The sequence below is a fragment of the Acuticoccus kandeliae genome (genome assembly GCF_003073115.1).
The window spans coordinates 1314653-1341484 of the sequence record NZ_QBBV01000002.1 but is presented as its reverse complement, the minus strand read 5'-3'; the positions used below and the strand labels follow the sequence as shown (position 1 = coordinate 1341484).

General features: G+C 69.2%; 25 protein-coding genes. 20 read left to right on the top strand and 5 right to left on the bottom strand.

The genetic code is table 11. From position 1 onward, the window contains the following. From DBV35_RS18920 to DBV35_RS18840, 17 genes are all read left to right on the top strand, one after another. Entirely contained in the window at positions 1-816 is an 816-nt protein-coding gene (locus DBV35_RS18920) for a phosphoenolpyruvate hydrolase family protein (protein ID WP_108661841.1), read from the top strand. Positions 817-928: 112 nt separating this feature from the next. After that, positions 929-4159, top strand: a complete 3231-nt coding sequence (locus DBV35_RS18915; protein ID WP_108661840.1) for a flotillin family protein — start codon at positions 929-931, stop codon at positions 4157-4159. Beyond that, on the top strand, positions 4160-4597 hold the full coding sequence (locus DBV35_RS18910; protein WP_108661839.1) for an SRPBCC family protein: 438 nt from the start codon (positions 4160-4162) through the stop codon (positions 4595-4597). 2 nt (positions 4598-4599) lie between these two features. Then, complete coding sequence (locus DBV35_RS18905; protein WP_108661838.1) at positions 4600-5055, top strand: SRPBCC family protein; 456 nt, start codon at positions 4600-4602, stop codon at positions 5053-5055. 247 nt (positions 5056-5302) lie between these two features. Next, positions 5303-6097: an FAD binding domain-containing protein gene (locus tag DBV35_RS18900; RefSeq protein ID WP_108661837.1), complete on the top strand. Its 795-nt coding sequence runs from the start codon at positions 5303-5305 to the stop codon at positions 6095-6097. Next, entirely contained in the window at positions 6097-6579 is a 483-nt protein-coding gene (locus tag DBV35_RS18895) for a (2Fe-2S)-binding protein (protein ID WP_108661836.1), read from the top strand. The genes DBV35_RS18900 and DBV35_RS18895 overlap by 1 nt, the downstream gene beginning before the upstream one ends. A gap of 4 nt (positions 6580-6583) precedes the next feature. After that, a complete protein-coding gene (locus DBV35_RS18890) occupies positions 6584-8311 on the top strand; it encodes a xanthine dehydrogenase family protein molybdopterin-binding subunit (RefSeq protein ID WP_108661835.1) in 1728 nt (575 codons plus the stop codon). Between the two features lie 93 nt (positions 8312-8404). Next, positions 8405-8782 carry a GFA family protein gene (locus DBV35_RS18885; protein WP_108661834.1) on the top strand — a complete coding sequence of 126 codons (378 nt, stop codon included), beginning with the start codon at positions 8405-8407 and terminating at the stop codon, positions 8780-8782. A 263-nt stretch (positions 8783-9045) separates the two neighbouring features. Further along, positions 9046-9993, top strand: coding sequence for a transposase (locus tag DBV35_RS18880; protein ID WP_108661833.1), 948 nt, complete (start codon positions 9046-9048; stop codon positions 9991-9993). A gap of 90 nt (positions 9994-10083) precedes the next feature. Further along, positions 10084-11211, top strand: a complete 1128-nt coding sequence (locus DBV35_RS18875) for a xanthine dehydrogenase family protein molybdopterin-binding subunit (protein ID WP_342752384.1) — start codon at positions 10084-10086, stop codon at positions 11209-11211. Then, entirely contained in the window at positions 11211-12092 is an 882-nt protein-coding gene (locus DBV35_RS18870) for an AAA family ATPase (RefSeq protein ID WP_108661831.1), read from the top strand. Before DBV35_RS18875 ends, DBV35_RS18870 begins: the two co-directional genes overlap by 1 nt. Beyond that, a complete protein-coding gene (locus tag DBV35_RS18865; protein WP_108661830.1) occupies positions 12089-13204 on the top strand; it encodes a VWA domain-containing protein in 1116 nt (371 codons plus the stop codon). Before DBV35_RS18870 ends, DBV35_RS18865 begins: the two co-directional genes overlap by 4 nt. Beyond that, positions 13201-14082, top strand: a complete 882-nt coding sequence (locus tag DBV35_RS18860) for an amidohydrolase family protein (protein WP_108661829.1) — start codon at positions 13201-13203, stop codon at positions 14080-14082. The genes DBV35_RS18865 and DBV35_RS18860 overlap by 4 nt, the downstream gene beginning before the upstream one ends. 216 nt (positions 14083-14298) lie before the next feature. Beyond that, a complete protein-coding gene (locus tag DBV35_RS18855; RefSeq protein ID WP_157961850.1) occupies positions 14299-14709 on the top strand; it encodes a hypothetical protein in 411 nt (136 codons plus the stop codon). A 203-nt stretch (positions 14710-14912) separates the two neighbouring features. Beyond that, entirely contained in the window at positions 14913-15761 is an 849-nt protein-coding gene (locus DBV35_RS18850; RefSeq protein WP_108661827.1) for an N-acyl homoserine lactonase family protein, read from the top strand. 10 nt (positions 15762-15771) lie between these two features. After that, complete coding sequence (locus tag DBV35_RS18845) at positions 15772-17382, top strand: isochorismatase family protein (protein WP_108661826.1); 1611 nt, start codon at positions 15772-15774, stop codon at positions 17380-17382. Between the two features lie 230 nt (positions 17383-17612). Next, positions 17613-18863 carry an ABC transporter substrate-binding protein gene (locus DBV35_RS18840; RefSeq protein WP_108661825.1) on the top strand — a complete coding sequence of 417 codons (1251 nt, stop codon included), beginning with the start codon at positions 17613-17615 and terminating at the stop codon, positions 18861-18863. A gap of 42 nt (positions 18864-18905) precedes the next feature. Here DBV35_RS18840 and DBV35_RS18835 read toward each other — a convergent pair whose 3' ends face one another. The 4 genes from DBV35_RS18835 to DBV35_RS18820 are packed head-to-tail and all read right to left on the bottom strand — an operon-like array spanning position 18906 to position 22802. Further along, the gene (locus tag DBV35_RS18835) at positions 18906-19964 is read right to left on the bottom strand and encodes an NAD/NADP-dependent octopine/nopaline dehydrogenase family protein (protein WP_108661824.1); all 1059 of its coding nucleotides are present in this window, start codon (positions 19962-19964) and stop codon (positions 18906-18908) included. Further along, positions 19964-21262, bottom strand: coding sequence for a TRAP transporter large permease (locus DBV35_RS18830; protein ID WP_205648736.1), 1299 nt, complete (start codon positions 21260-21262; stop codon positions 19964-19966). The genes DBV35_RS18835 and DBV35_RS18830 overlap by 1 nt, the downstream gene beginning before the upstream one ends. Then, on the bottom strand, positions 21259-21768 hold the full coding sequence (locus DBV35_RS18825; RefSeq protein ID WP_205648735.1) for a TRAP transporter small permease: 510 nt from the start codon (positions 21766-21768) through the stop codon (positions 21259-21261). Before DBV35_RS18825 ends, DBV35_RS18830 begins: the two co-directional genes overlap by 4 nt. A gap of 53 nt (positions 21769-21821) precedes the next feature. Beyond that, positions 21822-22802, bottom strand: a complete 981-nt coding sequence (locus DBV35_RS18820) for a TRAP transporter substrate-binding protein (RefSeq protein ID WP_108661823.1) — start codon at positions 22800-22802, stop codon at positions 21822-21824. Between the two features lie 375 nt (positions 22803-23177). Here DBV35_RS18820 and DBV35_RS18815 point away from each other — a divergent pair, with 375 nt between their 5' ends. Further along, entirely contained in the window at positions 23178-23990 is an 813-nt protein-coding gene (locus DBV35_RS18815) for a sulfite exporter TauE/SafE family protein (RefSeq protein WP_108661822.1), read from the top strand. Positions 23991-23992: 2 nt separating this feature from the next. Here DBV35_RS18815 and DBV35_RS18810 read toward each other — a convergent pair whose 3' ends face one another. Further along, positions 23993-24733: a FadR/GntR family transcriptional regulator gene (locus DBV35_RS18810; RefSeq protein ID WP_170134983.1), complete on the bottom strand. Its 741-nt coding sequence runs from the start codon at positions 24731-24733 to the stop codon at positions 23993-23995. 146 nt (positions 24734-24879) lie between these two features. On the opposite strand from DBV35_RS18810, the gene DBV35_RS18805 reads away from it, so the two are divergent. Further along, on the top strand, positions 24880-25806 hold the full coding sequence (locus tag DBV35_RS18805) for an NAD(P)-dependent oxidoreductase (RefSeq protein WP_170134982.1): 927 nt from the start codon (positions 24880-24882) through the stop codon (positions 25804-25806). A 21-nt stretch (positions 25807-25827) separates the two neighbouring features. Further along, positions 25828-26796 carry a TRAP transporter substrate-binding protein gene (locus DBV35_RS18800; protein WP_108661819.1) on the top strand — a complete coding sequence of 323 codons (969 nt, stop codon included), beginning with the start codon at positions 25828-25830 and terminating at the stop codon, positions 26794-26796. Positions 26797-26832 lie beyond the last annotated feature (36 nt).

Here is a 26832-nt window from a genome sequence, read left to right as displayed (position 1 = left end):
ATGGACCGCACGAGCCTCATCGCGAAATTCCAGGACATGAAGGCGCGCGGCGAGCCGATCGTCGGCGGCGGCGCGGGCACGGGCCTGTCGGCCAAGTGCGAGGAGGCGGGCGGGATCGATCTCATCGTCATCTACAATTCGGGCCGCTTCCGCATGGCCGGGCGCGGCTCGCTCGCCGGCCTTCTCGCCTATGGCGACGCCAACGCCATCGTCATGGACATGGCGCGCGAGGTGCTCCCGGTCGTCAAGCACACCCCGGTTCTCGCCGGCGTCAACGGCACTGACCCCTTCCGCGACATGAACGTCTTCCTCGACGAGGTGAAACGGACGGGCTTCGCAGGCGTGCAGAATTTCCCGACCGTCGGCCTCATCGACGGCGTCTTCCGCGCGAACCTCGAGGAGACGGGGATGGGGTACGGGCTCGAGGTCGAGATGATCGCGACCGCGCGCGAGAAGGAGCTTCTTACCACCCCTTACGTCTTCTGCGAGGCGGACGCGGAGGCGATGGCGAAGGCGGGGGCCGACATCATCGTCACCCATCTCGGCCTCACCACCGGCGGCTCGATAGGCGCGAAGACGGCGCTGAAGCTCGAGGACTGCCCCGCGATGGTGGATCGCTGGGCGGCCGCCGCCCTCGCGGTCAATCCGGAAATCATCGTCCTCGTCCATGGCGGCCCGGTCTCGATGCCGGACGATGCCGCGATCATCCTGAAGAACACGAAGAACTGCCACGGCTTCTACGGCGCGTCCTCGATGGAGCGGCTCCCGACCGAGCTCGCCCTCACCGAGCAGACCCGCGCCTTCAAGGCGATCTAGACGCGGCGGCGACGCCGCCACGACACCGGACGACCAGAAAAAAGACGGACTGCAATGCGCGGCGACGCGAAATTGGTTCAGGTGCGAAGAATAAAAAGGGGAGTGTGCGCTCATGACTGGTGAACTTATTGGCGGGCTCATCCTTTGGCTGATCCTGGCCGTCATCGTCATCTTCGTCATCTACTGGGTGATGAACTGGCTCTATCGCCGCTCCACGAAGGAGGCGGCGTTCGTGCGAACCGGCTTCCTCGGCGAAAAGGTCGTCATCGACGGCGGCGCCTTCGTCTGGCCGATCATCCACGACATCACGCCGGTCGCGATGCACACCCTCCCGCTGGAGGTCGTGCGCGGGCGCGAGAACGCGATCATCACCAAGGACCGGATGCGGGTCGACGTGGAGGCGGAGTTCTATGTCCGTGTGCGCCCGAGCCGCGACGCCGTCTCCCGCGCCGCTTCCACGCTCGGCCGCCGCACCACGGACCCCGACCGCCTCCAGCCGCTCCTCGCCGGCAAGTTCGAATCGGCGCTGCGCATCGCCGCCGCCGAGATGGGGATGGGCGACATCCACGAGCAGCGCGGCCGCTATGTGGCGCGCGTCAAGGAACTCGCCCAGGAGGCGCTGGAGCAGAACGGCCTCGAGCTCGAGACCGTCGCTATAAAGGACATCGACCAGACCGCGCTCGAATATTTCAACCCCTCCAACCGCTTCGACGCGGAGGGCCTCACCGAGCTGATCCGCGAGATCGAGGCGCGCCGGACGCTGCGCAACGAGATCGAGCAGGATTCGATGATCCGCATCCGCGCCCGCAATCTCGAGGCGGAGAAGGAAGCGCTGAACATCGAGCGCGATTCCGAGCATGCCCGCCTGGAGCAGGAGCGCGAGCTCGAATTCCGCCGCGCCCAGCAGCGCGCCGAGATCGCCCGCGAGCGCGCCGAGCGTGAGACCGAGGCCGAGCGCGCCCAGATCACCGCGCGTGAATCGATCGAGCTCGCCCGCATCGCCAACGAGCAGTCCATCGCCGAGGTCCGCATCCAGTCCGAGCGCGAAGTGCGCCAGCGCGAGATCGACCGCCAGCGCGCGGTGGAATCGGCCGAGATCGCCTCCCGGCGCGACATCGACACCGCCCGCATCGAGCAGGAGCGTGCGGTCGCCGAGGCGCGCATCCAGAACGAGCAGGAGGTCGAGGCGCGCGAGATCGCCCGCCGCCGCCTCATCGAGGAGACCGAAATCGCCGCGCGCGAGGCGACCGACCGGGCGCGCATCGAGCAGGAGCGCGCCGTCGCTGAGACGCGCATCGCCAACGAGGAGCACACCCGCGCCCGCGAGATCGCCCGCCAGCGCACGCTGGAGGCGGCCGAGATCGCCGCCCGCGAGGCGATCGAGAGGGCGCGGATCGACCAGGACCGCGCCGTCAACGAGGCCGAGATCATGGCGCGCGAGGCGATCGAGAAGATGCGCATCGCCGAGGCCGCCGGCACCAGCGAGGAGCGCATCGCCACCGACCGCCGCGTGCGCGAGCTCGAGATCGAGCGCCAGCGCGCGCTGGAGGAGGCTGACATCGCCGCCGCCCAGGCGATCGAGGCGGCCCGCATCGCGCGCGAGAAGGCGGTCGCGGCCGACCGCATCGCCTACGAGCAGGACGTACGCGAGCGCGAGATCGCGAAGGGCCGCGCCGTCGACGAGGCCGACATCCTCGCCCGCGAGACCGTCGAGGCGCGCCGCATCGCGATCGAGCGCAAGCTCGACGAGGAGCGCATCGAGGCGCGCGAGGCGGTGGTCCTCCAGGAGACGCAGTCGGGCGAGCGAACCGAAGTCGCCCGCATCGGCCGCGAGCGCACGGTCGATGCCGAGCGCATCACCGCCGAGGCGGAGACCCGCTCGCGCGAGATCGAGCGCAACGAGGCGATCGCGTCGGCCGAGATCAGCTCGCGCCGCATCGTCGACCAGGTCTCGATCGAGAAGGAGATCGAGACCTCGCGCGACCGCGTCCGGCGCGACGAGACGGTCCGCGCGCTGGAGATCCTGCGCAACCAGATGCTCGACGAGGCGCAGATCAAGGCCGACGAGGCGATCGAGACCGCGCGCATCGCGCAGGACAAGATCCTGCGCGCCGAGCGCATCGCCGCCGAGCAGGATTCGCGCGAGCGGGAGATTTCGCGCGAAGGCGCCGTGGAATCGGCCGACCTCCGGCGGCGCGACGCCACCGAGCGCCAGCGCATCGAATTGGAGCTCGGCCTCGAGATCGAGCGCATCGCCTCCCAGCAGGAGCGCGAGGTCTCCGACATCGACCGCAAGCGCGTCGTCGAGGAGAGCGAGGAGGCGCGCGTCATCGAGCTCGCCGCGAAGAAGGCCGAGCGCGTCGGGGCCGAGGCGAAGGTGCGCCGGGCCGAGATCGAGGCGGGCCGCGACGTCGCGAAGTCGGACGTGGAGCGCGAGCGCGTGCTTGACGCCGCGAAACTCGAACGGCGCCGCGCGACCGAGCAGCTCGAGATCGCGCGGATGCAGGCGCTGCGCGAGGCGGAGATCGCCTCCACCGAGGAGATCGAGCGCGCCCGCATCGCCTCCGAGCGCGGCCTCGACGAGGCGCGCATCGGCCACGAGAGCGAGCGGCGCCGCCGCGAGATCGCGCGCGAGCGCGAGGTGGAGCTCGCCGCGATGGAGAAGGCGATCTCCCTCTACGCGAAATCGCTGGAGGAGACGGCCGCGCGCATCGAGGCCGACACCGCCCGCGCCCGCGCCGCCGAGGCGGAGGAACGCGTCAAGACCGTGCGCGAGACCGAGGAGGCGCAGCGCCGCAAGACGATCGACGTGCTGATGGCCGAGAAGGCGGCCGAGGAGGCGCGCTTCGCCGCCGACGCCGAGAAGGTCCGCAGCGCCGTCGAGGCCGAGGCGCAGAAGCTCATCAACGAGGCCGAGAACGTGCTCAGCGACGGCTCGCGCGCCTCGCTCTTCCGCCGCCGCCTGCTGGAGCGGATCGAGGGCATCGTCGCGGCCTCGGTGAAGCCGATGGAGCGCATCTCCGACATCCGCATCGTCCAGCTCGACGGGGCGAACGGGGGCGGCTACGCGAACGGGGACGGCACACACCGCTCGGCAACCGACGAGGTCATCAACTCGGCGCTGCGCTACCGCGTGCAGGCCCCGCTCATCGACAATCTCCTCGCCGATCTCGGCATCGAGGGCGGCAACCTCTCCAAGATGGGCGGCCTCATCCGCGAGGCGAGCGACATGCAGCGCATCGCCAAGGATGCGCGCGGCTCCGGCGGGGGCGGCGGTGAGGGCGGTGGCGGCAAATCGGGCGGCGATGGCGGCGCGAAGTCCGGCGGCGGGAAGGGCGAATAGATGCCGCGCGTCTACGTCTCGAGCGTCATCAACGCGCCCGCCGCCTCCGTCTGGGAGCGCGTGCGCGACTTCAACGCCCTGCCGCGCTGGCACCCGCGCATCCGCGAGAGCCGGATCGAGAATGCCGAGCCCTCCGACAAGATCGGCGCGGTGCGCGACTTCCGCCTCCAGAATGGCGACCGGATCCGGGAGAAGCTCCTCGGCCTCTCCGACTACGACCTCTTCTGCACCTACGCGATCCTCGAAAGCCCGATGCCGCTCACCGACTATGTGGCGACGCTGCGCCTCACCCCCGTCACCGACGGGGACCGCACCTTCGCCGAGTGGTCGGCCGAGTTCGAGTGCGCGGAGGCGGTCGCCGACGATCTCGTCGCCGGCATCGGCCAGAACGTCTTCCAGGCGGGCTTCGACGCCCTCAAGCGCCACTACGCGCGATAGACATGGTGAAGGTCGTGAAGAGCACCATCATCGACGCCCCGGTCGAGGCGGTCTGGGAGGTCCTCAGGGACTTCAACGGCCACGACCGCTGGCACCCGGCCGTCGCCGACAGCCAGATGGAGCGCGGCGCGCCGACCGACAGGGTGGGGGGCGTGCGCCGCTTCCACCTCGCCGACGGCTCGGAGCTGCGCGAGCAGCTTCTCACCCTCTCGGACCTCGACATGGCCTTCACCTACTGCCTGATCGACACCCCGATCCCGCTCCTCAACTATGTCGCCCATGTCCGCCTCCACCCGGTGACGGACGGCGACATGACCTTCTGGCACTGGGAATCGCGCTTCGACACGCCGCCCGGCCGCGAGCGCGAGCTCCACGACCAGGTCGCCGAGAACATCTACGCCGCCGGCATGGAGGCGATCCGCGCCCACCTCGTCGCGACGGGGGAGGGCCGCGCATGACCCCCCGAGCCCCGGCACACAGCGCTGCCATACCGGCACGGACCCCCACCCATTCCTGTGGAGAGTCGGGCCTTCGTCATTCCTGCGGAGCCGTCATGCGATCGCCATGGCTCGCGAGGGGGGAAGGGGTCACCCGAAGGGCCGGAACGCAGTGGAGGACGGCGCAGCCGTTGACGCCTTCCCCCCTCGCGAGCCACCCTCGCGGCATGGTGGCGGGGGCCCCCGTGCGCCTCGGAGGCACGCCCCGATGCCGGTGAGCGTCCAGTCCCATACTTCGCTCGCCGAGACCGCGCGCGCCTTCGCGATGGGCCGCAACGCGCACATCCTCGGCGGCGGCACGGTCCTGATGCGGGCCGTCAACGAGGCCGACCCGACGGTCGAGACGCTGCTGCGCCCGCTCGATCCGTCGCTGCGCCATATTCGCAGCGAAGGAAGCCAAATCTCCATCGGTGCCGCCGTCACGATGGCCGAGATCGCCCGCCATCGCGACCTTGCCTTCCTCGCCCCCGTCGCCCGCCTCATCGGCGGGCCGCAGGTGCGCACCGTCGCCACCATCGGCGGCAACCTCTTCGCCGCCCCGCCCTACGGCGACATGGCGGGCGCGCTCCTGGCGCTCGGCGCGACGATCCTCACCGGCGAGGGTCGACGCCTCGCGCTCGAGGACCTGTTGCGCCCCAACGCGCCGAAGACCTTCGTCGCCGCGATCCTCGTCACCCCCTCGCGCGACTTCCATTTCGCCAAGGTGAGCCGGGTGAAGCCGAAGGGGGTGTCGGTGATGTCGATCGCGGTCAGCCTGCCGCGCCAGGGCGGCCGGATCCACGATCCGCGCGTCGTCTTCAACGGGATGGGGCCGCGGCCGGTGCGTGCGGGCGCGGCGGAGCGGGCGCTCTCCGGCCAGAGCCTCGACGCGGCGTCGATCGCGCGCGCGGCCGAGGCGTGCGTCGAAGGCCTCCAGCCCGCCGACGACGCGATCGCGAGCGCCTGGTACCGGCGCGAGGTCGCCCCCGTCCATCTCGCCCGCCTTCTGAAGGGGATCGCGTGATGGCGAAGACTCCCGTCACCTTCCGCCACAATGGCGAGGACCGCGCGGTCTTCGTCGACCCCGGCGCGAACCTCCTCGATGTGCTCCGGCGCGGGGTCGGCGACATGACGCCGAAATATGGCTGCGCGCAGGGGACGTGCGGGGCCTGCACGGTGCTCGTCGACGGCGAACCGCAGCTCTCCTGCCTGACCCTCGCCGAGACGGTCGAGGGGCGGCATGTCGAGACCGTCGCGGGCCTTTCCGAGGGCGCGCGCCTCTCCGCCCTCCAGACCGCCTTCATGGACAATTTCGGGGCCCAGTGCGGCTATTGCACGGACGGGATGCTGATGTCGGCGAAGGCGCTGCTCGACCACAATCCGCGCCCGAGCCGGGAGGAGGTGGTCGAGGCGATCTCCGGCAATCTGTGCCGCTGCACCGGCTACGAGGCCATCATCAACGCCATTCTCGCCGCCGCCGCGGGCGGCGCGCGGCGCACGGGATAGCGTCATGCCCATCGAGTTCCGCAAAGAATATTTCGCCGACGAGCGCGACGACGATCTCAACGAGATCGGCAAGCCGACGCAGCGTCAGGACATGGCCGGCCACGTCACCGGCCGCTCCCCCTTCTATGACGACCACCAGTTCGACGGCCTCACCCACATCCGCTGCGTGCGCGCCCCGCACCATCACGCGCGGATCCGGCGCGTCGACACCACGGCGGCCGAGCGGATGCCGGGGGTCAGGCGCGTCATCACCGCCAAGGACGTGCCGCACAACATGAACACGCTCCTGTCGCTGCTCGATTTCGGGCTCGACGACGAGGAGCTGATCGCGAGCCAGCGCGTCGCCTACAAGGGCGCGCCCGTCGCGGCCGTCGTCGCCGACACCGAGCGGCAGGCGCGCGAGGCATGCGCGGCGGTGCGCGTCGACTATGAGGTGCTGCCCCACGTCCTCGACGTGGAGGAGGCGATCAAGCCGGGCGCGCCGTCCGTCAACGACGCCTATCCCGGCAACCTCTTCATCTATCACGGCAAATACGACCACCAGAAGCTGCGCTATGGCGACGTCGACGCGGCGCTGCGCTCGGCCGACCATGTCGTCGAGGGGCGCTACCAGATGTCCCCGATCGAGCAGGCGCCGATCGAGACGTGCGGGGCGATCGCCGCGCCCGAGACCAATGACCGCTTCGTCTGCTACACCTCCACCCAGGCGCTCTTCTTCTCGCTTGGGACGGCGGCGAAGCTCCTCGACGTCTCCTCCGCGCGGCTCCATTTCGTCGGCGGCACGGTGGGGGGCGGGTTCGGCGGCAAGGTCGATTCCCTCCACGAGCCGCTCGCCATCCTCGGCACGATGCTGACCGGGCGGCCGTGCAAATACATGTTCGACCGCGCCGAGGAGATGCAGGTCGGCGCCCCGCGCGGGGCCGAGCGCTGGTATCTCACCGACGGCGTGATGAATGACGGGCGGATCGTGGCGCGCAAGTTCGTCGGCTATTTCGACGCCGGCGCCACGACGCGCCTCTCCTCCTACGCGATCATCAAGGCGGTCGGGCATCTGCCCGGCCCCTACACGATCCCGAACGTCTATGCCGACGTCTATTGCGTCTACACCAACCGCACCCCGGCGACGGCGATGCGCGGCTTCGGGATCACCGGCGTCGACTTCGCCATCGAGTGCCACATGGACGAGGTCGCGGACCGGGTCGGGATGGACCCGATCGAGTTGCGCATCCTCAACGCCTATCGCGACGGCGACATGAAGGCCCACCGGCGGCTTGCCAAGAACACGGCGCTGATCGAGTGCTGCCAGGTGGCCGCCGAAAAGGCCGGATGGGGCCTCTCCGACGCCGCCCGCCGCGCCTCCTCCCTGCGCGATGGCGGCGGCGCGCGGGGCGAGCTCCCGCCCGTGACCGCGCTCGACGAGACCGGCCGCGTCACCGGCTACTCCTCCGGAAGCTACGCGCGAGGGGACCGTCCGGCCGACCCCGCCCCGGCGCCGGGCCCCCGCGTCCAGCGCGCGCCAGAACCCGGGCGCACGCCAGCGCCCCCGCGCGCCGCCCAGCCGTCCACCCAGCCCGAGCGCCGCCCGGCCGCGCCCGAGCCCGTCGCCCACGCCGCCCCCCCGCCGCCGTCATCGTCGCCGTCGCCTTCGCCCGCGCCGGCCCCGGCGGAGAGCGGCCCGCCGCGGCGCGGGCCGACGCGCTTCTCCTCCGTGTCGGGGCTCCGGCGCCGATGATCGGGGGACACCCGCCGCGTGAGGCCGCCCGCCCGTGTCATGGGCGGGACGCGCGGTCTATCATCGCGTCCGGCACGCGCGGGGAGGAACGATATGGTCGAGGCCACTTGTCATTGCGGGGCGGTCCGGATCCGCTTTCCGGTGCTCGACCTTGCGAGCGCGGCGCGGTGCAACTGCTCCATGTGCCGCCGCCGCTCGGCGATCATGGTGACCGTGCCGCACAAGGATCTCGTCGTGGAGGCGGGCGAAACGCTCCGGCGCTACCAGTTCCACAGCCAAACGGCGGAGCACTATTTCTGCGGGACGTGCGGGATCTACACCCATCATCGCCGCCGCTCGAACCCGGACGAATGCGGCGTGAACGTCGCCTGCGTCGACGGGGTGGACATCGAGAATTTGCCTTTCCGCTGGGTCGACGGGCGCAACCACGAGAAGGACAGGGCGGCCGATGCGCCGCCGCAGGGGGGCTGAGACTCGTTGCGACCGCACCCGGCCAGCATCGCGCCGAAGGGCTCGAGCCTCAACCCGCGCTTGTGTTTAAATCGGTGCCGGCCCGATCGTTAGGATGGGGCCGCTGCCGGCAGTCGCCACCACCGGCAGCGGGAGAGGACGGATCGTACCCACGCTGGTCCCTCGAAGGCCGGAGCGCTGTCGGATCACCTCTCTCATCTCCTCGAAACCTGAACGGATACCAGGGCAACACCAGCCCGGACCCACAAGCAGAGGATCGAAGAGTGACCGAGGATAACACCCGTGTCGCCGGCGTCGACATCTCCAAAGCCTTCCTGGACCTCGCCTTCCATCCGTGCGGCGAGGTCGTCCGCGTGACGAACGACGCCGCGGGCCTTCGCGAGCTGTTGTGCAGGGTGCGTAAGGCGAAGGCGACAAAAGTCGTGTTCGAGCCGACGGGACGCTTTCACTTCGCCCTCGAGGCTGCGCTCGACCGGGCCGGCATCCCCGGGGTCAAGGTGAACCCGCGGCGTGCCCGTCAGTTCGCCGAGGCGGCCGGAGGGCTCGCGAAGACCGATCGGGCCGACGCCCGTGCGCTCGCCCGGATGGGCGCGGCGCTCGATCTTGCACCGACCCCGCTCGCCAGTCCGGCGCGGCTGCGATTGCGCGCGCTCCTGGCGGCGCGTTCCGGCCTGATCGCCGACCGCACGGCGACGATCAACCGCCTGGCGGGTGAGGCGGACGGGCTCTGCCGTCGCCTCGCCGGCCAGCGCCTTCTGCTGTTGAAGCGGCAGATCGCGGCGCTCGACCAGGAGGTGGATGCCGTGATCGCCGCCGATCCCGACCTCGCGGACGCTTGCCGGCGCCTCTCTACGATCCCCGGCGTCGGGCCGCAGTGCGCCGCGATGCTGATCGCCGAGATGCCCGAGCTCGGGACCATGGCGGGGCGCCAGGCCGCGAGCCTCGCCGGATTGGCGCCGGTCGCGCGCGATTCCGGCGCGCGGCAAGGGCGACGGATCATCCGCGGAGGGCGCGCTACGCTGCGCCGCACCCTCTACATGCCGGCACTCGTGGCCTCGCGGTGGAACCCGGCGCTGCGGGCCGTCTACGAACGGCTCATCGCGGCGGGCAAACCCGCGAAGGTGGCGCTTACGGCCCTCATGCGAAAGCTCATCATCCTCGCCAACGCCATGCTTCGCGATGGCCGAGATTGGGCCACCGATGCCCCTTGAACCAAGACGGATACTGCGCTCTTCGGGGTTGACCCTCGAGCCCTTCGGCGCGGTTCTGAGGGTGTCGGCTCCGCCGGAACGTCGCAAAGGGTGGTGTCCCACCACCGGAACGGGAGGGAGCGCCGTGCGCGCGCGCATCCGCCCGTCGGCCGCCGCGGCGCGCGCCAGAAGAGGGAACTAGGGATGGCCGTGCACAAGGGACGCGGCTTTGCCGCGATCAACTATCCGATCGGCATGAATCTCGGGGGCGACCCCTCGCAGGCGCTCGTCCACTCCAACCCGGACGGCAAGTTCATGGTCTCGCTGTCCTCCATCGATCTCGGCCAGGGCATGAAGTCGGTGACGCGCCAGATCGCGGCCGAGACGCTCGGCGTGCCGGTCGAGGACGTCTATGTCGACACCGCCGATTCCGATACCGGCCCGCACTGCATGGGCTCCTTCGCCTCGCGCGGGACGCACCGCGTCGGCAACGCGGTGATCCAGGCCGCGCAGGAGGCGCGGGCCGTCATGATGGAGGCGGCGGCCGAGGAGCTCGAGGTGAACGCCGCCGACCTCGTGACCGACGGGCGCGGCAACATCCATGTGCGCGGCGCGCCCTCGCGCGCGATCACCACCGCGGCGGCGAGCGCGGCGGCCCAGTTCAAGCAGGGCCGCACCGTGTCGGGCCGCGGCATCTTCCTGATCCCGCTCTCCGAGGTGAGCCCGGAGACCGGCGAGATGACGCCCGTCTCCTGCTTCGCCCACGCCGCCCTCATCGTCGATCTCGAGGTCGACGACGAGACGGGGGAGGTGAAGGTCCTCGAAATCAACTCGGCCTACGAGGTGGGGCGGGCGCTGAACCCGAAGCTCGTGGAGCAGCAGCTTGTCGGCGGGGCCTGGATGGGCCTCAGCCACGCCCTCTACGAGACGACGGAGCCCTATTATCCGAAGCGCGATCACGGGCCGGTCGACTTCAACAACTACCTGATGCCCGGCCCCGGCGACATCGCCCCGCACAATATCGCCGTCCTGGAGCGGCCCGCGCCGGACGGGCCCTATGGCGGCAAGGGGCCGGGCGAGATGTGCGCGAACCCGGTGCTGCCCGCCGTCGCGAACGCCGTCTTCGACGCGGTCGGCGTCAGGGTGCGCGACCTGCCGATCACGCCGGAGAAGATCCTGCGGGGGCTGCGCGAGAATGGCGGCGCGCGGCCGCGGAGCCGCGCCGCGCGGGCGCGCTGATGGCGGTGCGCGGCACGATCGTCGGGATCGACGGTCCCGACAAGCTCGCCGCGGCGCTGCGGGATGCGCAATATCTCGCCGGCGACGATCTCGCGACGGCGGCCTATCTCGCGCTCGCCCTCGGCAAGCCACTCCTCCTCGAAGGGGCGCCCGGCGTCGGCAAGACGGAGGCGGCGAAGGCGATCGCCTCCGTCCTCGGCCGCCAGCTCCTGCGCCTCCAATGCTATGAGGGGATCGACGCGGCGGGGGCGCTCTATGAGTGGAACTATCCGCGCCAGATGCTCGCCATCCGCCAGGCGGGCGAGGCTTATGTGAACATCTATGCCGACGAGTTCCTGATCGCGCGGCCGATGCTGGAGGCGCTGGAGCACCCGCGCGACACCGTCCTCCTCATCGACGAGATCGACCGGGCCGACCATGAGTTCGAGGCGTTCCTGCTCGAATTCCTGTCCGACTTCACGATCTCGATCCCCGAGCGGGGCACGGTGCGGGCGGCCGAGCCGCCGGTCGTGATCCTCACCTCCAACCGGACGCGCGAGTTGCACGAGGCGCTGCGCCGGCGCTGCGTCTATCATTGGATCGACTATCCGGACGCCGCGCGTGAGGCGGAGATCGTGATGATGCGCGCCTCCACCGTCACGCGCCGCACGGCCGACGCGGTGGTCGCGGCGGTGACGGCGCTGCGCGCCGAGCCGCTCGCGAAGGCGCCGGGGATCGCCGAGACGGTGGAGTGGGCGGAGGCGGCGACGCTCCTTCACGGGCAGGGAAGCCCCTGGCCGACCGCCTTCCGCCGCGCGATCGGCGTCGCCTTGAAGGACCAGGACGATCTCGCCTTCATGGCGGACCGGATCGACGGCCTCCTCGAAGAGGCGGTGCGGTGAGCGCACCCGCGCGCGGCGAGGCCCTGCCGCGCGCGGCGCGCCCGTTTGTGACCTTCGCGACCCTCCTGCGCGCGAACGGCTTCAGCGTCGCGCCGGAGCAGACGGAGACGTTCGTCGCGGCCGTCGGCCTCCTCGGCCCCCGCACGATGGCCGACATCTATGCCGCCGCGCGCGCGACGCTTGGCCCCCCGCCGGAGCGGCGGGAGGATTTCGACGCGCTCTATCGCGCGCACTTTCTCGGCCAGACCCTTTCCGGTTTGATGCCGGGGCCGGAGGAGGACCTCGCCTACGAGCCGGAGGAGGGGGGCGACGCGACCTTCGAGCCGGAGGAGTTGAACGAGGCGGGGGGCGAGGCAACGGCCGCGGAGGCGCTCTCGCTTCGCCGCTTCGCGCCGCTCGGGGAGGGGGAGGCGCTCCGCCGCTTCCGCCGCGCCGCGCCCGACGCGCTGCCGCGCCGCCGCTCGCGCCGCTTCGCCGGCCGCCGCGCCGGGGAGCGGCCCGATATGCGCCGCGCGCTGCGCGAGGCGGTGCGGCGGGACGGGGAGATCCTGCGCCTGCCGCAACTGCGCCGCCGCACGCGCCAGCGCCGCATCCTCCTCCTCATCGACGTGTCGGGCTCGATGAAGGGGCAGACGGAAGCCTCGCTCCGCCTCGCCCACACGCTCGTCCATAGCGCCGAGCGGGCGGAGGTCTTCACCATCGGCACGCGCCTCACGCGGGTGACGCGGGCGCTCCGACACCGCCACGCGTCCGTGGCGCTCGCCGCCGCCGCCGTCGCCGTCGCCGACTGGGACGGGGGCACGCGGCTCGGCGACGCGCTCGCCGCCTTTCTCGCCGTGCCGCGCTATGCGGGCTTCGCGCGCTCGGCCTATGTGGTCGTCCTCTCCGACGGGCTGGAGCGGGGGGACCCGGCGGTGCTGATCGGCGCGGTGGAGCGTCTCGCGCGCCTCGCGTGGGGGATCCTATGGCTGACCCCGCTCGCGAGCGGGGCCGACTTCGCGCCCGAGACGGAGGCGATGCGGGCGATCGCGCCCCATCTCGACCGCATCGGCAGCGCCGCCTCGCCCGCCCGCATCACCCACGAGATCCTGGAGTTCGCGAGGACGCCATGAAGATTGTCGACGCGCATCACCACATCTGGCGACGGGCGGACCTGCCCTGGCTTCTCGGCCCGACCGTGCCGCGCATCTTCGGCGACTACGGCCCGATCAAGCGGGACTATCTCATCGACGAATTCCGCGCGGACGTCGCGGGGAGCGGGGTCGAGAAGTCCGTCTATGTCCAGGCGAACTGGGCGCCGAACTGGTTCGCGGACGAGGTCGCCTGGGTCTCGCGCGTCGCCGAGGCGACGGGGTGGCCGCACGCCATCACCGGCTTTGCCGACATGACCCAGGCCGATGCGCGGCGCGACCTCGACCGCCTCTCGGCCTATCCGCTCCTGCGCGGCATCCGCCACCAGATGCACTGGCACGAGGAGCCGCTCTACCGCTTCGCCGCCGATCCCGAGACGGTCGGGAGCGACCGCGTGATCGCGAATGTCGGCCGGCTCGGCGAATACGGGCTCGTGTTCGAACTGCAGATCTTCGCCGGGCAGGCGCCGGCCGCGCTCCGCCTCGTGGAGGCATGCCCTGACGTCACGTTCGTGCTTCAGCACGCGGGGATGCCCGTGGACCTTACCGAAGAGGGCAAGGCGCGCTGGCGCGAGGCGATGGGGCGGCTCGCGGCGCACCCCAATGTGCGCTGCAAGGTGTCGGGCTTCGGCACGTTCCTGCGCCGCAACGACCCCGCCCATGTCGCCTGGGCGCTGCAGGAGGCGGTGGCGCTCTTCGGGGCCGAGCGATGCCTCTTCGGCTCCAACTTCCCGATCGAGAAGCTCTGGACGGACTATAAGTCCCTCACCAAAGCGTTCTTGTCGGCCGCGAGCGGCCTTACGGAGAAACAGCGGAAGTGCATCTTTCGCACGACGGCGGAAGAAGTGTACCGGATCTGAAGTGTCGCGTGATCAGCGTGAAAGAACGCTCGCGCTTACAGGATGCGACAATTCTTGTGGGAACCAATTGCGCGGAACGATAACGAAAATCGTCCTCGAAAAAGTGGGGAACAGTTCGCTGGAGAGGCACGTTCACTGACCATCTCAAGCCCGGGCCACCCGGCGGCGGGCAGGTCGGAAGCCCCGACCGACACAGATCAGTGAATGGAGTTCGACATGAAGACGACCTTCAAGAAGACGATGATCGCGAGCGCTCTGGCTCTCATCGTGGCTGCGCCCGCTGCTGTTTCGACCGCCGACGCGCAGATCCGCATCATCCCGCAGTCCGAGCAGACCTATCGCGGTCAGGTGCTCGAGGATCGGGCCGAGCGTCAGGGTGAGATCCGCGAGGATCGCGCCGAGCGTCGCGGCGAGATGCGCGCCGAGCGCGCCGAGGATCGTGGCGACTACCGCCAGGCCGCGAAAATCCGCCGCAAGACGGACGAGCGCGTCGACCAGATCCAGCGCCAGACGGACCGTCGCGAGGATCGCGCCGAGTACAACAACCGTCGTGACGGCTATGTCGCGCAGTCCCCGTTCTATCGCACGCAGGACCGCGACGGTAAGATCGTCATCGACATCAACTAAGCGAAGACTTTCGCTTGGACGGAGAGGCCGCCGCAAGGCGGCCTTTTTCGTGCGTGGGGCATCGCCAATCCTTCGCGCGACTTACCTGACCGTCTCATTTTTGCGCGCGCACGGGTGCGTTGCCCGCGCGTGCGCTGATAGCCTCACCCCAAGGTCGCGGCTCTGGGCCGCCCAAAACGAGAAGAAGCGGGTGGGAGGATAGGATGGCGCTTGAGATCAAGCTGCTGGACTATGGCGATATCGAGCTCGAATCGAGCTTCCTGGTGCTGGGGCGCGATTGCGGGCGGACCCGCCGCGTGCCGGTCTACGGCTTCCTGATCCTCGGTGGGCAATATCCGGTCGTCGTCGACACCGGCTATCGCGACAACCAGATCATGGAGACGCTCGGCATGCGCGGCCTCCAGTTCCACGAGAACATGATCGAGAACCAGCTCGCCCGGCACGGCGTGAAGGTCGGCGATGTCCGCTATGTCTGCCACACCCACCTTCACATCGACCATGCGGGCAAGGACGATCACTTCCCCATGAACACGACGGTGGTGCTGAACCGGCGCGAGATGGAGCATTCCGTCTCCGGCCTCATGCACCCGCAATATCCGAAGCCCGACATCCAGCACCTCGTCGAGCGGCTCCACACGCCGGGCGCGCTGCGCTTCGAGGACACGGAGCTGACGGGCGAGGTGGAGCTGATCCCCGGCGTGACGCTCGACTGGGCGGGCGCGCACACCGAGGGGTCGATGAACGTGCATGTCGAGACCGCCGAGGGACGGGCGACGATCTGCGGCGACGTGATCTACGATTTCAACGACCAGATCGTGAAGCCGCTTCACGAGGTGAACGACCACGAGCCGCGCGTGACCGGCAACCATTCGGTCTCAAAGCGCCAGGAGAAGGCGGCGATCAAGAAGCTGCTCAACGGCTCGAAATTCCTGCTGCCGATCCACGACAAGCCGGCGAAGATCGAGGCGGCGACGGTGGTCGGCCGGCTCGACATGGCGGTGCCGGGGCCGGTGACGCAGACCGTGCCGCGGCGCAACTGGTTCCCGGTGTGAGGCGCGCATCATGGCACACACCGCGCACGACCCATCCTTCCGCGCGCTGATCGACGAGCACGCCCCGGTTCGCCAGCTCGGCAGCGGTTTCACCTTCACCGAGGGGCCGATCTGGCACCCCGAGGGCTATCTCCTCTTCTCCGACATGCCCGCAGACGTGCGCCGCCGCTGGGACGGGGCGGGCGTGCGCGAGGTGCTTCACGGCACCAACAAGGGCAACGGCATGACCTACGATGAGAGGCTCAATCTCATCGTGTGCGAGCATGCGACCTCGAGCCTCGTGCGCCTGTCGCCGGACGGTCGCCGCGAGGTGCTCGCCTCGCACTATGAGGGGCGGGAGCTGAACAGCCCCAACGACACGATCGTCGCGCGTGACGGGGCGATCTGGTTCTCCGACCCCTGGTACGGGCGCATGCCCGTCTTCGGGGTGGAGCGGCCGCGCGAGCTCGGCTTCCAGGGCGTCTATCGCGTGGCGCCTGGGGCGAACGGGCCGACCTTGATGGTCGACCGCTATCTCTTCACGATGCCGAACGGGCTCTGCTTCTCGCCCGACGAGACGCTCCTTTATGTGAACGACACCGAGCAGGCGAACATCCGCGTCTTCCAGGTCGGTGCGAACGGGGCGCTCACCAACGGGCGCGTCTTCGCCTCCGGCATCAAGGACACGCTCCAGCCGGGCGTGCCGGACGGGATGAAGTGCGACCAGTACGGCAATGTCTGGGTGACGGCGCCGGGCGGGCTCTGGGTCTATGCGCCGGACGGGCGCCATATCGGCCGCGTCGCGATCCCCGAGCTCGCGGCGAACCTTCATTGGGGCGGCAAGGACTGGCGCACGCTCTTCGTGTGCGCGAGCACCTCGCTCTATGCGGTGGACGTGAAGGTCGGCCCGCGCAACGAGCCGTTCATGCGGGCGGGGGCGGGGGCCGGGTCGCGGACCGCCGCGCCGGCCGGTGAGGCGCCGCGCGCGTCCGCTCCGGCGGCTCCGCCGGCGGCGGCCGCGGAGACGCCAGGCGACGGGCTGCGGCTCGATCCGGCGCGCTGCGCGCTCATCATCCAGGACATGCAGAACGATGTCGTGATGGAGGGCGGGGCGTTCGCCGACTCCGGCTCGCCGGTCCATTGCCGCGAGCAGAACGCGATCCCGAACGCCGCCCGCCTCGCCGAGCGGTGCCGCGCGCTCGGCATTCCGGTGATCCACGTCTGGTTCGTGGTGCCGCCGGGGGCGAAGGGGCTGACCCTCAACGCCCCGCTCTTCGAGGGGGTGGCGGACGGAAACGCCATGGTGCGCGGCACCTGGGGCGTCGCGCCGGTCGCGGGGCTGGAGCCGCACGCGGGCGACCATGTGGTCGAGAAGATGCGCATGAGCGCCTGGGAGGGGACGAGCCTCGAGACGATCCTCAAGGCGGAGGGGCGCGACACGATCATCGAGTGCGGCGCCTGGACCAACATGAGCATCGAGCACACCGCGCGTACGGGCGCGGACAAGGGCTACGTCATGGTGATCCCGGAGGACGCGTGCTCGACGATGAACGCCGACTGGCACAACGCGTCCATCAATTACGCGCTGCAGAATGTTTCTGCCGTGACGACGACGGATGAGGTCCTCGCCGCGTTGCGATGAGGAACGGCGCCGCGTGCGCATTCGGCAAGGTCGCGCCTGTTTTCGGACGGCGGTGCGCGGCCGAACCGGGGTGTGCGACCGGTTCATGATTGCAAATAGAATGGACCGGACCAGGAAAAAATCAGACTGCTGGTAACAGCCGGCGGGCGGAAGACTTTGGGTCTTCCACGCCCGCGCCTGTATCCTGGCATCTGGACTCGACCAAAAGAAGTCCGCAGGGAGGATACACGATGATACGCTCTTTGATGACGACCGTGGCCGCGGCGGCTCTGCTGGCGACGGGCGCTCAAGCGCAGGAAGGGCAGCCGCTCAAGATCGGCTTCATGGCGACGCTCGAGGGCACCTACACCGTGCTCGGCGAAGATGGGCAGCGCGGCTATCAGCTCGCCCTCAAGCAGCACAATGAAGAGGCCGGCGGCCGGCCGATCGAGACGACGGTCGCCTCCACCGACGCGAGCCCGGATTCGGCCGTGCGCGCCGCGCGCAAGCTGATCGAGCAGGATGGAGTGGACTTCATCATCGGCCCGCTGTCGGGTTCGGAAGGCATCGCCATCCGCGACCTCGCGAAGAACTACCCGAACGTGACCTTCATCAACGGGGCCTCGGGCGCGCAGGAGACGACCTACGTCGATCCGGCCGAGAACCTCTTCCGCTTCAACATGGACGGCGCGCAGTGGGGCGTCGGCCTCGGCGACTATGTCGCCAACGAGAAGGGCTGGAAGTACGTCGCCTCGGTCGCCGAGGATTATTCGTTCGCCTACACGAACTTCCTCGGCTTCGCGCACGAGTTCTGCGAGGCGGGCGGCGAGATCGTGGAGCGCTTCTGGGTTCCGCTCGGCACGAAGGACTTCGCCTCGGTGATCGCGGCGCTGCCCGATGATGTCGACGCGATCTATCTCGGCCTCGGCGGCGGCGACGCGGTGAACTTCCTCAACCAGTACCAGCAGGCTGGCGGCGAGGCGAACCTCATCGGCGGCACGATCATGGTCGACGGCACGGTGCTGAACTCCAAGGGCAACGCCAAGCAGGCCCTCATCGGCACCCCGGCGTCCGGCCCGCAGGCCGACACATGGGACGATCCGAAGTGGCAGGAATATGTGAAGGCCTACCAGGACAACTGGCCGGCCGATCAGCGCTTCGCGAGCCCGTCTCTGCTGGGCACCGCCTACTACAACGCGACCAACGCCGCGCTGCAGTGCGTCGACCAGCTGAACGGTGACCTCGGCGAGGGCCAGGGCGCCTTCCGGGAGTGCCTCTCGAACCTCGAGCTCGACGCGCCGAACGGCAAGATCACGCTCGACGAGAACCGCCAGGCGATCGGCTCCAACTTCGTGATCGAGGTGGTGGACACGGGCGACGGCGGCCTCGCGACGAAGCTCGTCAAGAAGGTCGACGGCATCACCCAGACGCTCGGCATGGACAAGGCCGACTTCGACGCCATCGGCCGTCCGGGCCGCGACGTGCCGGAGTGCGCCGGCTGACATCGGTCGAAGCGGCCGGGCCTTCGCGCCCGGCCGCTTCGCTCAGCCCTTGCAGGCCGCGACCAGCGCGTCGGTGTCGGCGAGAAGGTCGGAGATCTCCGGCAGGAGATCATTCTGCGTCGCAAGATCGGTTCCGGTGAACGCGCTCATCAGCGCGAGGCCGCCCTCGTGGAGCGGCACCGGGACGTCCTTCGCCCGCGCGGCGACGATGATCGGCCAGATCCCGAACGGCACATCTTCCGCGATATAGCGCGTGTCGAGCGAGGTCGGCCCGCGCGGCCCCTGCTTCATCCGGTGGACCGTCGCCGCCATCTCGGCGAGCGGGGCGGGGGCGATAGGGAAGGTGTGGTGGTAGTGCTCCTCCACCGTCTTCACCGAGTAGCCGTAGGCCTTCGCGACGGCGAGACGCTCGGCGTCGAGACCGAGGATCAGGCGCGCCACCGCCGGGGTGATCATGTCGTAATTGTCCCACGCCTCGCCGCGCTCGATCCGCGTCAGGTTGCCGAGCGAGTTCGCGAGGTGGATCGGCGGGTTGAGGTTCGAGAGGGAGAGGGCGAGGAGGTCAGCCACCTCGTGGAAGCGGGCGCCGAAGAGGGTGCGCTGCAGGTCCATCAGGCGGCGCGACGGGTCGTTGATGAGGGCGACGTCGATCCGCGTGCGCAGATCGTCCACCTGCACCTTGTCGGCCGCGATCCGCCGCCCGGTCGCGAGCGTCGTCGACCAGGCCGCCACCGGCACGTCCGCCGCGTGCGCGGCGAGGCGGCGCTGGAGGACGAGGGCGGCGAACGAGGCGTGGCTTGAGATGATCGCCGCCTGGCCCGACACGAAGTGCGGGGCCGCCGCCTCGATCATGCGCCGCATCCCATTGGTCGGAAGCGCGAAGACGACGACGTCCGCGCCGGTGACGGCCGTCTTCATGTCGGCGCTGTCCGGATGCCATGCGCCGGCGACCGCGCCGACGGAGACGAGCGGTCGCCCCTCGCGCCGGAAGGCGAGGCTCGCGCCGGAGGGGGAGTGGACGACGACCGAATGGCCGCTCGCCTCCAACACGGCGGCGAGGCCGAGGCCCATTGCCCCGGCGCCGATGATCGCGACGCGCATCAGGACCCCACGAACACGTTCGGCACGAACATGCGTGCCAGGAAGAGATAGGGGCCCGGAACGAAGATCACCGTGAGGATCACGAGGATCGTCAGCGCCACGATCGGCAGGATCGCGAGGAAGGCGCGTGGCATCGACACCTCGCCGATCTGCGCGGCGATGAGGAGGCAGATCCCGTAGGGCGGCGTCACGAGGCCGAGCGCCAGCGACAGGCACACGACAAGCGCCATGTGGATCTGGTTGATGCCGGCCGCGTTGGTGATCTCCTGGATGATCGGCATGAAGATGATGATGGCCGTGATCGGGCTCAGCACCGTGCCGATGACGAGCATGAAGCTCATCATCAGGAGCATGATGACGATGGGTGAATCGGCGAACTCTATGATCCCGCCCGCGACGAGGCGCGCGACGCCGAGATAAGAGATCAGCCAGCCCATGATGCCCGCCGCCGCGACCGCGAAGAGGGGGAGGGAATAGGAGATCACCGTCTCGCGCAGCATCTGCGGATAGGCGCGCAGCGGCACCGTCCGGTAGATCACCGAGGCGAGGATCAGGCCGAGGATGACCGCGATCGCCGCCGCCTCCGTCGCGGTGAAGATGCCGCCGGTGATGCCGCCGAGGATGATGAGGGGGACGAGGAGGGGCGGTGCGGAGGCGACGAAGGCCTGGCGCACCTGCGTGCAGCTCTTGCGCTCCAGATCCTCCACCGAGAAGCGGCGGCTGACGGCGTAGGTGTAGCCCATCTGGATCGCGCCGATGAGGAGGCCGGGCAGGATGCCCGACAGGAAGAGCGCCGCGATCGAGACGTTCCCGAATGCGCCGTAGATCACCATCATGATGCTCGGCGGGATGATGACGCCGAGCGTCGAGGAGGCGGCCGTCAGCGCCACCGAGAAGGGCGCGGGATAGCCCGCCTGCTTCATCGCCGGGATGAGGATGCCGCCGATGCTCGCCGTGTCGGCTGCCGCCGAGCCCGAAAGGCTCGCGAACATCATCGAGACGACGACATTGATGTGGCCGAGCCCGCCCTTCACGTGGCCGACGAGCGCGTCGGCGAGGCCGAGAAGGCGCGTGGTGATGCCGCTGTCGTTCATCAGCCGGCCGAGGAAGAGGAAGAAGGGCACGGCGAGCAGCGCGAACGAATTGATGTTCGACTGCATCTGGTTGACGACCGAGACGAGAGGCAGGCCGAGGAGGAGCACCGTCGCGACCGAGGAGAGTCCGAGCGCGAAAGCGATCGGGATCCGGAGCGAGACGAAGACGAGGAAGGAGACCAGCAGGAAGACAATCGGTGTCACAGGTCGCCCTCGTCATAGTGCGGCACCGGGGCTTCGCCGCGGCGGAAGGATCGAACGTCGTCGAGGAAGACCTCCACGGTGAAGAGGGCCATGGCGATCCCGGCGACGGGGAAGGAGAGGAAGAGGTAGTAGAGCGGCATGCGCAGCGAGATCGAGTAGCGGCGCCACCCCATGTCTGCAAACGTGTAGCCCGGCACGATCATCACGTAGATGAGGACGAGGCAGGCAAGGCCCGCGAAGAGCTGCAGCGCTAGATTGGCGCGCACGAAGCTCGCCGGCAGGATCTCCACCACGTAGTGGAGGCGCTTGCGCACCGCGACCGCGGCGCCGAGGAGCACCGTCCAGACGAAGCAGAGAAGCGCCACCTCGTCCGTCCAGAGGAGGGAGAGATTCAGATAGTTACGCGCCATCACCTGCAGGAAGACGATCGCGATGAAGAGGACGAACAGGATCGCGGCGACGTTCAGTAGGACCGCCTCGACCACATCGTTCACGCGTTTCAGCATCTTTCAGCCTCACCCGGCGGGAGAGGGGCGCCGCGTTGGCGCCCCCGTCCGTCTCAGTTGTAGGAACGCAGGATTTCGAGGAGATCCGTCGCGTCGAGCTCGGCGGCGATCTCGTCATGGAGCGGGATCACGAGCTCCATGAAGGCCTGCTTGTCGACGTCGGTGACTGTCACGTTGTGCTCCTTCTGGAGCGTGTCGAGGAGGGTCGCGTCGTACTCCTCGCCCTTCGCCGTGCCGAGCGCGGCGGCGTTGGCGACGGCCTCCAGGAAGATCGCCTTGTCCGCATCGGACAGGCGGTTGAAGGAGGATTCGGCCATCGAGATGTGGCTCATCATGATCTGGTGCTGGGTCTGCGCGTGGAAGTTCGCGACCTCGTAGAGCTTCGAGCCATAGTAGGCGGCGATGGAGCTCTCGAACGCGTCGACGACGCCGGTCTGCACGCCAGTATAGAGCTCGGTCCAGGGGAGCGAGGTCGTCAGCGCGCCGAAGGTCTGCCACATGCGCGCGTCCATCTGCGAGCCGGGCACGCGCATCTTCATGCCCTTGATGTCGTCCGGCGAATGGATTTCCCGCACATTGTTGGAGAAGTTGCGGATGCCGCCGCCGGTGAGGGCGAGGAGCTTCAGGCCGAGATCGGCCTCGTCATAGACGTTCTGGAAGTAGGCGAGGACTTCGCCGTCGGCCGCGGTCGCGGCGCGGAAGGCGTCCATCCCGCTGAACAGGTAGTTGAGGCTGAAGATCTCGAACTTCTTGTAGAAGGGCGAGGCGTTCTGGGTGCCGCCGATGATGAGGTCGATGGTCCCGAGGCGCATCTCGTCGAGCACGGTCTGGTCGTTGCCGAGCGAGCCGCCGGTGAAGATCTCGATCGTGACGCGGCCGTCGGTCTTCTCCTCCACCTCGGCCTTCAGCGCCGTGGCGGCGTCGATCCAGGGGTGGGGCGGGTTGACCATCGTCGCGAGCTTGAGGTTCTGGGCCGAGGCCACGCCGGTCGTCAGCGTGAGCGCGGCGCCCAGAAGAGCTGCGATAAGCTTCATTGTCGTCCTCCTGAGACGGGGCTGATTTTGCGGGCCTTGTGGAAGAGCCCGGCGAACGGGTGCGGGCCTCCATCGGACGCGGGAGGCAAATCCGCATTTGCACTCGAACTTCCATGACTATGCATGCATGACGCCAAGGCGCGAGACGAAACCGGCCTCGCCCGTCGTTTTTTCAGGACGGCGCGGGAGGCGTCGCGGGTGGCGGCGGCCGCGGGGGAGGGCGAATGGCCGCGCGGCCTCTTGCCAGATGGCGTGTCGGGTGCGATGAGCGGGCAGCCATGCTGCCTTCCCGATGATCATTCTCCGGCACGTTTCAACGACTTCGCCCACTCGTTTTGACGGAGCGCGCCCCGCGCGACCCGCCGCAGCGCGACCATGAGCGAGATCGTCACCCTGGCCCTCGCGCTCGCCGTCGCGGGCGCGTTCACGGGCATCCTCGCCGGCCTCTTCGGGGTCGGCGGTGGCGCGATCATCGTGCCCGTGCTCTACGAGGTATTCCGCTTCAACGAGGTGCCCGAAGAGCTGCGGATGCCGCTCGCGGTCGGCACCTCGCTCGCGATCATCATCCCGACCTCGATCCGCTCCGCTCGCGCGCACGCCAAGAAGGGCGGGGTGGACATGATGGTGCTGCGGACCTGGGCGCTGCCGGTCATGGTCGGCGTCTCGCTCGGCGCGTTCATCGCCCACTATGCGCCGCCCGAGGTCTTCCAGTTCGCCTTCATCATCGTGGCGAGCCTGATGTCGACGAAGCTCCTCTTCGGCCGCCAGAGCTGGCGCCTCGGGGACGATCTTCCCGGCAGGCCCGTGCTCGCGACGGTCGGCGCGGTGATCGGCACGCTCTCCTCGCTGATGGGGATCGGCGGCGGGGCGATTTCGACCGTTTTCCTGACGCTTTATGGCCGCCCGATCCACAACGCGGTCGCGACCTCGGCGGGCGTCGGCGTCCTCATCTCCATTCCGGGGACGATCGGCTACATCCTCGCCGGGTGGGGCAAGGCGGGGTTGCCGCCCGACGCGCTGGGCTTCGTCTCGCTGCTCGGCTTCGCGCTGATCGTGCCGACGACGCTGCTCACCGCGCCGCTCGGCGTGAACCTTGCCCATCGCCTCTCGCGCCGCACGCTGGAGGTGATGTTCGGCTCCTTCCTCGTGATCGTCTGCGTCCGCTTCGTGATCGCGGCGCTCGGCTGAGATCAGACGTCGGCGATGTCGGCGCGGTCGGCGAGGCGCCTGGCGGCGCGCTCGAAATGGAGGCGCGTCGCGGTGCGGGCGCCCTCGGCATCCTGCGCGGCGACGGCCTCATAGACCTGGCGGTGCTCGTCGAGGATGCTGTGGCCCCATTCGGCGGCCATCGCGTTCTTGATCGCGACCGAGCGCAGATTCTCCTGCACCTTCTGCTCGATCATCGCGATGAACTCGACATAGTAGGCGTTGGCCGAGGCCTCGGTGATGGCGCGATAGAAGTCCGCCTCGGCATCGGCGCGCCGCTCGACCGCGCCGGCCCCGTCATTCACGGCCTCGAACATCTCTTCCAGGCACGCCCGGATCCGCGCGAGCTCGATATCGGAGCGCGCTTCGGCGGCAAGGGCTGAGGCGTCCGCCTGGACGCCGGTGCGCAATTCCAGGAGCTGGGTGAGCTGGCGCCGCTTCTCGAAGCAGGCGGGCGAGATGCGGAAGGCGTTGCGCGCGCCGACCTCGGCGACGAACGCGCCGACGCCCTGACGCGCCTGGATCACGCCGTCATATTTGAGGAGCGACACCGCTTCGCGCACCACGGTCCGCGCGACGCCGAACTGGGAGGACAGCGCCTGCTCGGTCGGCAGGCGGTCGCCGGGCTTCAGCTGTCCGGTCTCGATGGCGGTGGTGATGGAGCGGGCGATCTCGTCGGGCAGGCGCCGGGGCCGGTCGATACGCTCGAACATTTCGCCAGCCATGCCATTTCTCCCGTCGCTCGCGGCACACCCGGCGGGGCGCGCCATCGGGAGTGATTTTTAACAGAAGCCTGTTGTCAGACAACCTAATTCATGATGCTCTGCCCGACGAGAGAATGAGAGGGCGGCAGCCCCGCCAGGGAGGAATGATGGCTTCGGCACCCCGCGTCGCGTTCGTGGGGCTCGGCGGCATGGGCCGCGGGCTCGTCAAGAACATGCTGAAAGGCGGCGTCGCCGTCACCGCGTACGACCTCGATCCCGAGCGCGTCGCGCGTGCCGTCGTGCAGGGCGCCACCGCCGGCACCGACCCCGCGACGATGGCCGCCGAGGCCGACATTTTCGGCATCTGCATCACCACCGCCGAAGCCGTGCGCGCGCTTTCGCTGGGCGAGGGCGGCGTGCTCGACCGGATGCGCGAAGGCTCGATCTTCCTCGATCACACGACCGTCTCCCCCTCGCACGTCGACACGATGCGCGAGGCGTGCGCGGCGAAGGGCATCCTCTATGCCGAGGCGCCGATGACGCGCACCCCCGCCCACGCCGACCGGGGCGAGGTCAACGTCCTCTATGGCGGCGACGCGGACCTCCTGGAGCGGCTCCGCCCGATCTTCGAGACCTATGCGGAGAACATCTTCCATGTCGGCCCGGCCGGGCACGCGATCCGGCTGAAGCTCATTCACAACTACATCGCCTTCGCGAACGTCGCCTCCTTCTGCGAGGGGTTCGCCCTCGCGGCCCGCGAGGGGCTCGATATGACGAAAGTGATCGGCATCATCTCGGCCGCCGGCGGCAAGTCGGGGATGATGGACCTCTACGGCAAGCTGACCCTCGAGCGGGACTTCACCCCGCACATGTCGCTCGCGAACGCGCAGAAGGACGTGCGCTACTATGCCGAGTGGCTGACCGAGGCAGGCCTTCCGGGCTTCATGGCCGATGCGGTGCACCAGACCTACGCGCTCGCCTCGATCATGGGCCACTCAGCCGAAGGCTGCACGGCGGTCATCAAGGCCTACGAAGAACTCACCGGGGTGGAGGCGCGCCTGCCGGACGCCCCGGCGAACGATCCGGTCGAATAGAAAACAAAATCGGAGGAAACGATGTTCAAGACACTCATCGCGGGCGCCCTCGTCGCCGGCCTCGCGACACCTGCCTTCGCGGCCGACGTCACGTTGCGCCTCGCGCACTTCGCGGCGGAGACGCACCCCGGCCACGTCGCCGCCCAGCAATTCGCCGAGCGCGTCGCCGAGCGCACCAACGGCGCGATCGAGGTGGAGATCTATCCCGCGAACGAGCTCGGCTCGCCGCCCGAGCAGCTGGAGCAGACCGTCCTCGGCGCGATCGACATGAACCTGCCCACCCAGGGCGGCCTCGACAAGTACGAGAAGGCCTTCGGCACGGTGATGACCCCGTTCGCGTTCCGCGACTACGCCCACGCGCACGAGGTGCTGGACGGGCCGTTCAATGACTGGGTCGCGCCGCTCCTTGAAGAGCAGGGCCTCGTGCTCCTCTCGAACTGGGAATATGGCTTCCGCAACATCACGAACAGCGTGCGCCCGATCAACACGCCGGAAGACGTCGCCGGGCTGAAGCTGCGCACGCCGCCGGAACTCCAGATCGTCGCCGCCGTCGAGGGTCTCGGCGCGTCCGCGACGCAGATCGCCTTCCCGGAGCTGCCGAACGCGCTGAACCAGGGCGTCGTCGACGGCCAGGAGAACCCGATCGGCGTGATCTACCACTTCAAGCTCGACGAATTTCAGGATCACCTCGCGGTGACGCGGCACGTCTACAATTCGATGGTCCACGTCATCAACAAGAACGTCTGGGACGGGCTGACCCCCGAGCAGCAGACGATCATCCGCGAGGAGAGCGTCGCCGCCGGCACGCTGATGCGCGAGATGGTGCAGGCGCAGGAAGAGGACGAGCTCGCCAAGCTCGAGGAGCGCGGGATGCAGATCACGCGGCCCGACCTCGCCCCCTTCGCCGCCAAGGTCGGTCCGGCCCGTGACCGCGTCGCCGAATATACCGGCCGCGAGAACATGGACCGCTTCCTCAGCTTCCTCGACTAAGCCGTCAGGATGAGGGGCGGTGCCTCGGCGCCGCCC